This window comes from Merdimonas faecis, from assembly GCF_001754075.1.
Classification (GTDB): domain Bacteria; phylum Bacillota; class Clostridia; order Lachnospirales; family Lachnospiraceae; genus Merdimonas; species Merdimonas faecis.
Genome location: NZ_MIEH01000018.1, coordinates 489,308 through 501,344, shown reverse-complemented (window position 1 = coordinate 501,344; position 12,037 = coordinate 489,308). Strand labels below are relative to the sequence as shown.

Sequence of the window (12,037 nt, the reverse complement as noted above, 5' to 3'; positions counted from 1 at the left end):
GGCCGTTTCTTTTGCATTACTATTATATGTATAGCGGCGTAAGGAGTGAAAAAATGGAACGATGGGTAATGCTTCGGAAGGGAGCAGATTTTGCCGGAATCGGGAAAAAATTTCAGATCAGTCCCAGGCTTGCCTGCCTGATCAGAAACCGGGATGTTGTGGGAGAAGAAGCAATCGGACAGTATCTGAACGGGACGATCGGAGACCTGTGCGACGGGATGCTGATGAAGGATATGGACAAGGCTGTGGAAATCCTGAGAGAAAAGCTGGAAGAAGGGAAGAGACTCCGGGTCATTGGAGATTATGATATTGATGGAGTCAATGCCACCTATATTTTACTGGAAGGTTTAAAGAGGCTGGGGGCAGATGCGGACTATGATATTCCGGATCGTATGACGGACGGATATGGGCTGAATATTCACCTGGTCCAGAGGGCATATGATGACGGCGTGGACACGGTGCTCACCTGTGACAATGGGATTGCGGCGGCTGAGGAGATTGCCTTTGGAAAAGATATGGGGATGACTGTGATCGTAACGGATCACCACGAGGTGCCCTTTGAAGAGTGGGGGGGCAAGAAGCAGTATCTCCTGCCTCCGGCAGATGCGGTAGTGGATCCGAAACGTCCGGACTGCGAATATCCTTTTCCGCATTTATGCGGAGCGGCAGTGGCATATAAACTCATGGAAGCTCTCTGGGAATCTATGGGGCGGGACTCCGAAGATCTGGACGATCTTATTGAAAATGTTGCTATTGCTACGGTAGGAGACGTGATGGATCTGAAAGGAGAAAACCGTATCTTCGTAAAGGAAGGGCTGCAGATGCTGGAGCGTACCAGAAATCCGGGGCTCCGGTCGCTGATCGAATGTACCGGCCTTGCGGATAAGACCATCAGCGCCTATCATATCGGTTTTGTGCTTGGTCCCTGCTTAAACGCCAGCGGACGGCTCGACACAGCCAAGAGGGCGCTTCGGCTGCTGGAGGCAAAGACCAGGAAGGAGGCGGACCAGCTGGCATGGGATCTGAAAGCACTGAATGACAGCCGTAAGGAAATGACGGAAAAAGCGGTGAAAGAAGCGGAGCTGATGGTAGAAGCATCTGCGTTGAAAGAAGACCGGGTGCTGGTGATCTATCTTCCCGATTGCCACGAAAGTCTGGCCGGGATCGTGGCCGGAAGGATAAGGGAACGGTATTATAAGCCGGCGTTTGTGCTGACAAATGCAAGTGAAGGATTAAAAGGATCCGGACGTTCCATCGAAGCCTATTCTATGTATGAGGAATTGAGCCGGTGCAAGGATCTTCTTATGCGATTTGGCGGTCACAGACAGGCGGCGGGACTTTCGATGAAGCGGGAGAATCTGGAAAGTTTCCGGAAGATGATCAACGATCATTGTACGTTGACACCCAAGGATCTGACGGAAAAAGTGGTGATTGATATGGAAATGCCTTTTTCCTGCGTAACGGAAGGGCTGATCCGTGAGCTTGCGCTTCTGGAGCCGTTTGGAAAAGGAAATACAAAGCCTGTTTTTGCGGCCAGAAACGTGCGGCTTATGGATATGCGTGTGATAGGAAGGAAGAAGAATGTGCTGAAAATGCGGGCTGTGGATGCAAATGGCAATACAGTGGAGGCAGTATATTTTGGTGATGTAGAGAATCTGTCCGGGCGAAAAGACACGCTGCTTTCTATTACCTACTATCCCACACTGAATGAATATATGGGACAGGCGACGCCCCAGATTGTGATCACTCACTATCAGACTGCGTAAAAATGCGAAAGAAAGTACTGCTATAAATGTACAGAATAGTTTGAAAATAGGGAAAAGTAATGATATACTTAAGATTGTATTAGTATTTTTAAGAGAATGGAGACGAGACGATGAAACGGATCGAGGACTATGTAATCAGTATTCCGGATTTTCCGGAGCCGGGAATTATTTTCCGGGACGTGACTAGTGTACTCCAGGATGCAGACGGTTTGAGGCTTGCGATCGATCTGATGCAGGAGAAGCTGAAAGGTCTTGAGTTTGACCAGATTGCCGGCTCTGAGTCCCGGGGATTTATCTTTGGAGCTCCGATCGCATACAATCTGCATAAACCATTCATCCCGATCCGGAAGAAAGGGAAGCTGCCCAGAGAGACTGTGTCTATCCAGTATGAGCTGGAGTATGGGACTGCAGAACTGGAGATGCATCGCGATGCTGTAAAGCCGGGGCAGAAGGTAGTGCTGGTGGATGATCTGATCGCTACCGGAGGAACCAACGAGGCTATGATACGTCTGGTGGAAGGACTGGGCGGCGAAGTAGTGAAGGCCGTGTTCCTGATGGAGCTGGCCGGGCTTAAGGGACGGGAACGTCTGAAGGAATATGATGTAGATTCGGTCATCATATATCCGGGAAAATAGATGATTGTAATACGAAGAGAGAGGAGGCGTTAATATGTCAAAGTCTACGACAACTTATGAGGCGATCGACGGGCGCATTGCGCCGGAGTCTATTACCGAAGACACTATGAGCGGACTTAAGATCGTGGATGGCCATGCGGTAAAGGCACCTGGCGATTATGAAGATCCGGACCGTCTGTATGACATGTTAATCGCCCGTATCCGGAAATACCATCCGTCGACGGATGTGTCAATGATCAGCAAGGCATATCAGATGGCTAAGACGGCGCACGGGAACCAATGCCGGAAATCGGGAGAGCCGTATATCATTCATCCGCTGTGGGTATCTATTATCCTGGCGGATCTGGAGATGGATAAGGAAACGATCACGGCAGGAATGCTCCATGACGTGGTGGAGGATACGAAATATACAGATGAAGATATTAAAAGAGAATTTGGCGAGGAAGTGGCGCTTTTGGTAGACGGGGTCACAAAGCTGGGCCAGCTTTCATATTCCTCGGATAAACTGGAGCTGCAGGCGGAAAACTTAAGAAAAATGTTTCTTGCAATGGCGAAGGATATCCGGGTTATTATCATTAAGCTTGCCGACCGTCTGCATAATATGCGGACACTGCAGTTTATGACGCCTGCCAAGCAGAAGGAAAAGGCAAAGGAGACCATGGACATCTACGCTCCGATTGCCCAAAGGCTTGGTATTTCCAAGATTAAGACAGAGCTTGACGACCTGGCGCTTAAGTATTCTCAGCCGGAGGTTTTCTTTGATCTTGTAAAGCAGATCAATGCAAGAAAGACGGAAAGAGAAGAATTTGTTCAGCAGATTGTGGACGAAGTGTCGGACCATATGAAAAATGCCAACATTAAGGCAGAGGTCAACGGAAGAGTTAAGCACTTCTTCAGTATTTATAAGAAAATGGTCAATCAGGATAAGACCGTGGATCAGATTTATGATCTGTTTGCAGTGCGGATCATTGTGGATTCCGTGAAGGACTGCTATGCGGCTTTGGGTGTGATCCATGAGATGTATACGCCGATTCCGGGACGTTTTAAGGATTATATTGCCATGCCGAAGCCAAATATGTATCAGTCGCTCCACACGACGCTGATGAGTTCGGTGGGGCAGCCTTTCGAGATACAGATCAGGACCCAGGAAATGCATAAGACGGCAGAGTACGGTATTGCAGCCCACTGGAAATATAAAGAGTCCAACGATGGAAGAAAGAGCGTGGAGGCTCAGGAGGAAGAAAAGCTAAGCTGGCTCCGTCAGATTCTGGAATGGCAAAGAGACATGTCGGACAACCGGGAGTTTTTAAATCTGATCAAAGGGGATTTGGATCTGTTTGCCGAGGATGTATATTGCTTCACACCCCAGGGAGACGTGAAGAATCTTCCAAATGGATCAACGCCGATCGATTTTGCCTATGCCATCCACAGTGCGGTAGGAAATAAGATGGTAGGCGCCCGTGTAAACGGAAAGCTGGTTAATATTGACTATAAAATCCAGAACGGAGACAGGATCGAGATCCTGACCTCTCAGAATTCCAAAGGTCCCAGCCGCGACTGGCTGAACATCGTTAAAAGTACACAGGCAAAAAATAAGATTAATCAATGGTTTAAAAAGGAATTTAAAGAGAGCAATATCATCAAAGGAAAAGAAATGATTGCCTCTTACTGCAAATCAAAAAGCATTAATCCCAGTGATATCATGAACTCCAGATATATGGAGGTGGTCCAGAAGAAGTATGGATTCCGGGACTGGGATGCAGTGCTTGCCGCCATTGGTCACGGAGGACTGAAAGAGGGCCAGGTGGTAAACCGTTTGATGGAAGAGTACAACAAGGAGCATAAGCAGGAGCTTACGGACGAAGTGGTGCTGGAACGGGTGGCAGAGGCTGCAAAGAACCGTGTCCATATCGCAAAATCCAAGAGCGGTATTGTGGTCAAGGGAATTGATGATGTGGCGGTACGGTTCTCCAGATGCTGTAATCCGGTGCCGGGGGATGAGATCGTGGGATTTGTGACCAGAGGAAGAGGTCTTTCTATCCACCGTACAGACTGTGTCAATATGATCCATCTGACGGAAGCTGAAAGAGCAAGGCTTATAGACGCCGAGTGGGAGAGTGATGTGGCCGAAGAGGCCGGCGGCCAGTATCTTGCGGAGATCAAGATGTATACTTATGACCGCCAGGGTCTTTTGATGGAAATGTCCCGGATCTTCACGGAGGCGGATGTGGATGTGAAATCCATGAATGTCCGGACCAGTAAGAAAGGAACAGCCACCATCGAGACGGGATTTATTGTACACGGCAGAGATGAGCTTACAAAAATCATTGAGAAGCTTCGCCAGCTGGACGGTGTGATCGATATTGAAAGGACAACAGGTTAAAAGATGAGAGTAGAAAAATTTGTGACAGGTATTATCAGTACAAACTGCTATCTGGCGGTGAATGAGGATACAAAGCAGGCGGTGGTTGTAGATCCGGCGGCAGCGCCGGCCCGTCTGATGGATCATATTCGGGAAGAGGGGCTGAAGATCGAAGCCATCCTTCTGACACATGGGCATTTTGACCACATTATGGGGATTGATGGATTTCTGAAAGAATATTCCGTGCCGGTATATGTACATGAAGACGATCTGAAGATGATGGAGGATCCGCAGTGGAACCAGTCTGCTATTTATACCGCGGGTTATACTTTTGCGGGAGCTGCGCCCTTGCGGGACGGACAGACGCTCTCTCTGGCAGGATATGATTTTCAGGTGCTTCATACGCCGGGACATACGCCGGGCGGATGCTGCTACTATGTAAAATCGGAGGGTGTTTTGTTCAGCGGAGACACATTGTTCCAGCGATCAGTGGGCAGGACCGATTTTGAAGGAAGCAGTACGAAGGATCTGATCCGGGGAATCAAAGAAAAGCTGATGGTTCTGCCGGATGATACACATGTTTATCCGGGACATATGGGGGAGACCCTGATCGGATACGAGAAAAGAGAAAATCCCTTTATTCAGGAGTAGCATATGATTTTGGTATCTTGCAGAAATGATTCCTATCTATATAATGCATATCATATGGTGAAGGCTTTTTTCCCGGAGGAAGAGGTGCACTCTTCCGTGGAGGAGAAAGCCTCTCATTTTGCCACGGCAGAATTTCCGGATGGATCCAGACTTATTCTGGATACAGAAGGAGACAGGGAAAAGGATAAGCACGTGCTGGACCGGCAGTGGTACAGGATGATGGCCGAAAAAGCAGGACGCACCCTTGCCTGGGGAACTCTGCTGGGCGTGCGGCCCACAAAGCTTGCATTTCAGAAGAGGGAGGAAGGCTTTGGCAGGGAGGAATTTCTTTCCTGGTTCCGGAAAGAGTATCTGGTGAGCGAGGATAAGGCAGCGCTTGCCTGGGATATTTCAGGAAGGGAGAGAACGCTCCTTGGACAGCTTGACCTGAATGAGGGATACAGTCTCTATATCGGGATTCCCTTTTGCCCTACCGTATGCAGCTACTGTTCTTTCAGTTCAGGAGCTATCGGGGACTGGGCGGACCGTGTGACGGATTACCTGGATGCCCTGTGCCGCGAGCTCGCTTCGATTGCAGAGTGTTCCGCAGAAAAGCATCTGAATTGTATTTATATCGGAGGAGGAACACCAACATCTCTTTCGGCACGGGAGCTGGAACGCCTGCTTTCCTTTGTGGATGAGCATTTTGACAGAAGTCGTCTGCTGGAATACACAGTGGAAGCTGGCCGGCCGGACAGTATCACAAGAGAAAAGCTTGAAGTAATGAAAAAGCACGGCGTTACCAGGATTTCTGTCAACCCCCAGACTATGCAGCAGAAAACACTTGACCTGATCGGAAGAAAGCATACGGTAGAGGAGATTGAGGAGGTCTTTTGTCTGGCCAGAGAGATAGAGTTTGACAATATTAATATGGATCTGATCGCCGGTCTTCCGGGAGAAGGGCCTGCTGAAATGCAGGATACCCTGGAAAAGGTCGGAAGGCTTTCGCCGGACAGTCTGACCGTCCATTCGCTTGCTATCAAGCGTGCGGCCCGCATGGGCCAGGAGGAGCAAAAGGCTCGTATGGGCACAGATATTGGTGAAATGATCCGTATGGCAGAAGAGGCGGCGGGAAGGATGGGGCTTACCCCCTACTATCTCTATCGGCAGAAAAATATAGCCGGTAATTTTGAAAATGTAGGATATGCAAAGGTTGACAAAGCCGGAATATACAATATACTTATTATGGAAGAAAAACAGTCGATCCTGGCGGCCGGCGCCGGGGCATCATCAAAAATCGTGCTGAAGGAGCCCTGCCCCATGCCGGGAAGCAGAAAGAAGAAGCTGACGAATCTGATACGGATCGAGAACGTCAAAGCGATCGATGCGTATATTGAGAGGATCGACGAGATGATACAACGAAAAGGAGAATGGTTATGGCATTAAAAAAGAAGCCGGTGACAGGGATGAAAGATATCCTTCCCCAGGAAATGGAGATCCGTGATTATCTGATCGGACTGATCAAAGAGACCTATAAGGGCTTTGGGTTCCAGTCGATGGAGACACCGTGTGTGGAGCATATTGAGAATCTGTGCAGCAAGCAGGGCGGAGATAACGAAAAGCTGATCTTCAAGATCATGAAACGGGGAGAAAAGCTGAAGATTGATGAGGCGAAAGAAGAAAATGACCTGGCGGACAGCGGCCTTCGCTATGATCTGACCGTGCCGCTGGCAAGGTATTATTCTGCTCATGCCAATGAGTTGCCGTCTCCTTTTAAGGCACTGCAGATCGGAAGTGTTTGGCGTGCGGACAGGCCGCAGAGGGGAAGATTCCGTCAGTTTACCCAGTGTGATATTGACATTCTGGGAGAAGAGAGCGCTCTTTCTGAGATTGAGCTGATCCTTGCCACGACCGCGGTGCTTGGGAAGATTGATTTTAAGAATTTTACAGTCTGTATCAATGACAGGAATATATTAAAGGCCATGGCTTCCTATAGTGGTTTTAAAGAGGAAGACTATGATGAGGTGTTTATTGTTTTAGATAAGATGGACAAGATCGGAAGAGAAGGCGTGGCCGCAGAGCTTCAGGAGATGGGCTATGCCAGGGAATCCGTGGAGTGTTATCTGGGCCTCTTTGACGAGACGCCGGCAGACGTGTCCGGTATCCGGTATCTGAAGGAAAAGCTGGGAGACCATCTGGATGCCACGACTTCAGACAGGATGGAGCAGATCATTTCCAGTGTGGAAGCCGCAAAAGAATGTGAGTTTTCTGTAAGGTTCGATCCCACGATGGTGAGGGGGCAGTCTTATTATACCGGAACGATTTTTGAGATCCGTATGGATGAGTTTGGCGGATCGGTAGCCGGAGGCGGACGTTACGACAAGATGATCGGAAAGTTTACGGGTCAGGATACTCCGGCCTGCGGATTTTCCATCGGATTTGAAAGAATCGTGATGCTGCTTTTGGAAAGCGGATATCAGGTGCCGGGCAAGCAGGATAAGAAGGCGTATCTGCTGGATAAAAAGCTCCCGAAAGAAGCAGTGTTAAAGGTGCTTGACAGGGCAAAAGAAGACCGCGGGCAGGGATATCAGGTGCTGACTGTCCATATGAAAAAGAATAAAAAGTTTCAGAAGGAACAGCTGGCGGAAGAAGGGTATCAGGAAATCATTGACTGTTATGCGGATGTAATAGAAAAGTGGTAGAGAACTTGAGGAGAGGAGAAAAATCATGGCTGAATCAATGAAGGGCTTAAAAAGGACCCACAGATGCGGAGAACTGTCAGCCTCACAGGCAGGGCAGACCGTCACAATCATGGGATGGGTTCAGAAAAATCGAAATAAAGGCGGACTGGTGTTCGTGGATGTGCGGGATCGTTCCGGCGTCATCCAGGTAGTATTTGAGGAAGGAAAAGCAGATGCCGCACTGCTCGAAAAGGCAGCGAAGCTGCGGGCGGAATATGTGGTTGCAATCACAGGAAGAGTGGAGATGCGTTCCGGCGCTGTCAATGAAAATCTTGCAACCGGCGAGATCGAGATCATTCCGGAGAGTTTAAGAATCCTGTCTGAATCCGAAACACCGCCTTTCCCGATCGAGGAAAATTCAAAAACAAAGGAAGAAGTGCGCCTGAAATACCGGTATCTGGATCTTCGCAGACCGGATCTTCAGAGGAATCTGCGGATGAAGAGCCATGTCATGACGCTCACAAGACAGTTTTTTGCCGGGGAAGGCTTCCTGGAGGTGGAGACACCTATGCTGGGAAAGACTACGCCGGAAGGGGCAAGGGACTATCTGGTGCCAAGTCGTGTGCATCCAGGGTGTTTTTACGGACTTCCGCAGTCCCCTCAGCTCTATAAGCAATTGTTGATGTGTTCGGGCATGGACCGCTATATCCAGATTGCCAGGTGCTTTCGGGATGAGGATCTTCGTGCGGACCGTCAGCCGGAGTTTACGCAGATCGATATGGAGCTTTCCTTCGTAGATGTAGATGATGTGATCGAGGTCAACGAGCGCTATCTTAAGAGGCTTTTCCAGGAAGTGCTGGGCATTGAAGTGAAGCTTCCTATTCAGCGGATGACCTGGCAGGAGGCTATGGACCGTTTTGGCTCTGATAAACCGGATCTTCGGTTCGGCATGGAGCTTACTGATGTATCCGACGTGGTGAAGGACTGTGGTTTCGGCGTATTTACCGGTGCCTTGGAAAACGGCGGCAGCGTGCGTGGAATCAACGCCAAAGGCCAGGGAGGCATGCCAAGAAAGAAGATCGACAAACTGACAGCCTTTGTGAAGGATTATGGAGCCAAGGGACTGGCATACATCGCTATCCAGGAGGATGGCAGCGTGAAATCCTCTTTTGCGAAATTCTTAAGTGAAGAGCAGATGAGCGCATTGGTGAAGGCTATGGACGGAGAGCCGGGAGACCTGCTTCTGTTTGCTGCTGATAAAAATAAAGTTGTATGGGATTCTTTGGGAGCCCTGCGTGTGGAGCTTGCAAAGCAGCTGGAGCTGCTTGATAAGAATGAATACCGGTTTGTATGGATCACGGAATTTCCGCTCCTGGAGTGGAGTGAAGAGCAGGGCCGTTTCGTGGCTATGCACCATCCGTTTACAATGCCGATGGAGGAGGATCTGGCGTTTATCGACAGTGATCCTGGAAAAGTGCGCGCAAAGGCTTATGATATCGTGCTGAATGGAAATGAGATCGGTGGAGGCAGTGTCCGTATCCACCAAAATGACATACAGGAAAAGATGTTTGAAGTGCTTGGATTTACCAGGGAACAGGCTTACAGTCAGTTTGGTTTCCTGCTGGATGCCTTCAAATATGGAGTGCCGCCTCACGCTGGCCTGGCCTATGGCCTGGATCGTCTGGTCATGCTTATGGCCGGAGAAGACAGCATCCGTGACGTGATTGCGTTTCCGAAGGTGAAGGACGCGTCCTGCCTGATGACCGAAGCGCCTACGCCGGCAGATGAAAAACAGCTGGAGGAGCTGGGGCTTTCCGTGCGGGTAAAAGAGGGAATGTAAAAGCCTTCAAAAAAGAATGAAAAAAAGATGAAAAAAGTTGTTGACAACTTAAAGAACATATAGTATAGTAGTTATTGTTCTGAGGTACGGAACAGTAACTACTAAATAAGCGACAGTGGCTCAGTTGGTAGAGTACGACCTTGCCAAGGTCGGGGTCGCGGGTTCGAGCCCCGTCTGTCGCTCTGAAAAGGAATCTTCGACAGAAGATTCCTTTTTTCGTTACCTTAAAAATTGTATCAGACTGTATACCTGTGCTATACTAAAGCATATGAGAAAAGAAAAGGATGTGGCGCCATATGCATGAAAGAAAACGGATAAAGGCAGCGCTCCTCGGGCTTGGTACTGTCGGCGGCGGAGTCTATAAGCTGGCAGAAAGACAGAAGAACGAGATGGAGCAGAAGGCAGGAGCGGAGCTTGAAATCGCAAAGATCCTGGTGCGGGACAAAGAGAAAGTGAGGGAAGGCGTACGGACGGAACTTCTGACAGATAACTGGACGGAAATCCTGGAGGATCCGCAGATAGAGATAGTCATTGAGGTGATGGGAGGCATCGAACCTGCAAAAACCAGGATCCTGGAGGCTCTTCGTGCCGGAAAACATGTGGTGACTGCCAATAAGGATCTGGTGGCTGAATATGGAAGAGAGCTCCTGGATGCGGCGGAAGGCACAGGGGCAGACTTTCTGTTTGAGGCTGCTGTGGCGGGCGGTATTCCTATTATCCGGCCTCTGAAGCAGTGCCTGGCGGCAAATGAGATCGGAGAGATTACCGGGATTGTCAATGGAACCACCAATTATATTTTGACAAAAATGTATGAGGACGGGATGGATTTTGACGAGGCGCTGGCAAAAGCAACGGAGCTGGGGTATGCGGAAGCGGATCCGACGGCGGATATTGAAGGATATGACGCCGGAAGGAAGGTGGCTATTATGGCATCTATTGCCTTCCGATCCCGGGTAGTCTTCTCGGATGTGTATACAGAGGGAATTACGAAAATTTCAGCCAGAGATATTCTGTATGCAAAAGAATTCGGCTGTGTGATCAAACTGGTAGGCAGGGCGCGCAATACCAGGGGAGGGATCGAGGCGGCGGTATATCCGATGATGATCCCGGAAGACCATCCGCTGGCTTCCGTGAGGGATTCTTTTAACGCGGTATTCCTCCACGGAGACGCGGTAGATGACGTGATGTTCTACGGGAGAGGAGCGGGAGAGTTCCCGACAGCCAGTGCGGTCATGGGGGACGTGATCGATGTGATGCGGGATATCCGGTATAACTGTACCGGAAGGATCAGCTGCACCTGTTACCGGGATACGCCGGTCAAGCCGTTTGCGGAAGCGGAAAATCAATTTGTCCTGCGGATGAAGGTTGAGAACCGGCCGGGAGTCCTGGCATCAATTGCCGGCGTGCTGGGGGCGCATCAGGTCAGCATATCAAAAGTGGTACAGAAGATTATCACAGACGGGGCGGCAGAACTGGTGATCGTGACAGATGCGGTGAAAGAGATGGCCTTCGGGAATGCATTGGAGGATTTAAAAGAGCTTGAGATAACCCGGGAGATCGGAAACGTGATCCGGGAATATTAGGACAGCCGGGGAGGTGCATAAGATGAAGGAACAGATGTCCATTGGGTTACTGCTGAAGCAGATTAATAACGTGTATGAAAAAGATTTTAACAACAGGCTGCGGACACTGGGAATCACGGCTTCACAATGCGCGGTGCTGGATTATCTTCTGACCAGCCGGAAAGAAGAAGTGAATCAGAGAGATATAGAGAAGGCGCTCTGCCTTAAAAATCCCACAGTCACGGGCCTTCTGAAGAGGCTGGACGAAAAGGGGTTTATCCTGGTAGTGCCAAGCACAAAGGACCGGCGCTGTAAAAACGTTTACCTGACAGAAAAAGCCTATGACATTCAGCGGAGGATGGAGGCGGACCGAAAGAAAATTGACAAGAGCCTGACGCTGGGAATGAGTAAAAAGGAGAAGGAAGCACTTGTAAAGATGCTGGAAAAAGTTCTCTATAATGTTTCAGAGCCGTGATTTGTCAGGATGTTTTTTACATTTTTTCTATCCGGGATTGCTATTCCTGTTCAAACAATGCTATAATTTATCATAGTATGGTTTCA

The 12,037-nt window shown here is 49.3% G+C and carries 9 protein-coding genes and 1 tRNA gene; all 10 read left to right on the top strand.

What is annotated here, in order from left to right:
- Window positions 1-53: 53 nt before the first annotated feature.
- A complete protein-coding gene (recJ, locus tag BKD12_RS11185; RefSeq protein ID WP_070089500.1) occupies window positions 54-1,766 on the top strand; it encodes a single-stranded-DNA-specific exonuclease RecJ in 1,713 nt (570 codons plus the stop codon).
- Between the two features lie 110 nt (window positions 1,767-1,876).
- On the top strand, window positions 1,877-2,401 hold the full coding sequence (locus BKD12_RS11180) for an adenine phosphoribosyltransferase (RefSeq protein WP_070089386.1): 525 nt from the start codon (window positions 1,877-1,879) through the stop codon (window positions 2,399-2,401).
- A 34-nt stretch (window positions 2,402-2,435) separates the two neighbouring features.
- Complete coding sequence (locus BKD12_RS11175; RefSeq protein WP_070089385.1) at window positions 2,436-4,784, top strand: RelA/SpoT family protein; 2,349 nt, start codon at window positions 2,436-2,438, stop codon at window positions 4,782-4,784.
- Between the two features lie 3 nt (window positions 4,785-4,787).
- Window positions 4,788-5,414, top strand: coding sequence for an MBL fold metallo-hydrolase (locus BKD12_RS11170; RefSeq protein WP_070089384.1), 627 nt, complete (start codon window positions 4,788-4,790; stop codon window positions 5,412-5,414).
- A gap of 3 nt (window positions 5,415-5,417) precedes the next feature.
- The gene (hemZ, locus tag BKD12_RS11165) at window positions 5,418-6,839 is read left to right on the top strand and encodes a coproporphyrinogen dehydrogenase HemZ (protein WP_070089383.1); all 1,422 of its coding nucleotides are present in this window, start codon (window positions 5,418-5,420) and stop codon (window positions 6,837-6,839) included.
- Window positions 6,824-8,095: a histidine--tRNA ligase gene (gene hisS, locus BKD12_RS11160; RefSeq protein WP_070089382.1), complete on the top strand. Its 1,272-nt coding sequence runs from the start codon at window positions 6,824-6,826 to the stop codon at window positions 8,093-8,095. Before hemZ ends, hisS begins: the two co-directional genes overlap by 16 nt.
- A gap of 25 nt (window positions 8,096-8,120) precedes the next feature.
- The gene (gene aspS, locus BKD12_RS11155; protein ID WP_070089381.1) at window positions 8,121-9,914 is read left to right on the top strand and encodes an aspartate--tRNA ligase; all 1,794 of its coding nucleotides are present in this window, start codon (window positions 8,121-8,123) and stop codon (window positions 9,912-9,914) included.
- Between the two features lie 109 nt (window positions 9,915-10,023).
- Window positions 10,024-10,096, top strand: a tRNA-Gly gene (locus tag BKD12_RS11150).
- A gap of 114 nt (window positions 10,097-10,210) precedes the next feature.
- Window positions 10,211-11,497 carry a homoserine dehydrogenase gene (locus tag BKD12_RS11145; RefSeq protein ID WP_070089380.1) on the top strand — a complete coding sequence of 429 codons (1,287 nt, stop codon included), beginning with the start codon at window positions 10,211-10,213 and terminating at the stop codon, window positions 11,495-11,497.
- Between the two features lie 22 nt (window positions 11,498-11,519).
- Complete coding sequence (locus BKD12_RS11140) at window positions 11,520-11,951, top strand: MarR family winged helix-turn-helix transcriptional regulator (protein WP_070089379.1); 432 nt, start codon at window positions 11,520-11,522, stop codon at window positions 11,949-11,951.
- The last annotated feature ends 86 nt before the right edge of the window (window positions 11,952-12,037 follow it).

Bases quoted from the DNA above. Each gene is read 5' to 3' on its own strand.
- recJ (WP_070089500.1), top strand. From the start codon at position 54: ATGGAACGATGGGTAATGCTTCGGAAGGGAGCAGATTTTGCCGGAATC.
- BKD12_RS11180 (WP_070089386.1), top strand. From the start codon at position 1,877: ATGAAACGGATCGAGGACTATGTAATCAGTATTCCGGATTTTCCGGAG.
- BKD12_RS11175 (WP_070089385.1), top strand. From the start codon at position 2,436: ATGTCAAAGTCTACGACAACTTATGAGGCGATCGACGGGCGCATTGCG.
- BKD12_RS11170 (WP_070089384.1), top strand. From the start codon at position 4,788: ATGAGAGTAGAAAAATTTGTGACAGGTATTATCAGTACAAACTGCTAT.
- hemZ (WP_070089383.1), top strand. From the start codon at position 5,418: ATGATTTTGGTATCTTGCAGAAATGATTCCTATCTATATAATGCATAT.
- hisS (WP_070089382.1), top strand. From the start codon at position 6,824: ATGGTTATGGCATTAAAAAAGAAGCCGGTGACAGGGATGAAAGATATC.
- aspS (WP_070089381.1), top strand. From the start codon at position 8,121: ATGGCTGAATCAATGAAGGGCTTAAAAAGGACCCACAGATGCGGAGAA.
- BKD12_RS11145 (WP_070089380.1), top strand. From the start codon at position 10,211: ATGCATGAAAGAAAACGGATAAAGGCAGCGCTCCTCGGGCTTGGTACT.
- BKD12_RS11140 (WP_070089379.1), top strand. From the start codon at position 11,520: ATGAAGGAACAGATGTCCATTGGGTTACTGCTGAAGCAGATTAATAAC.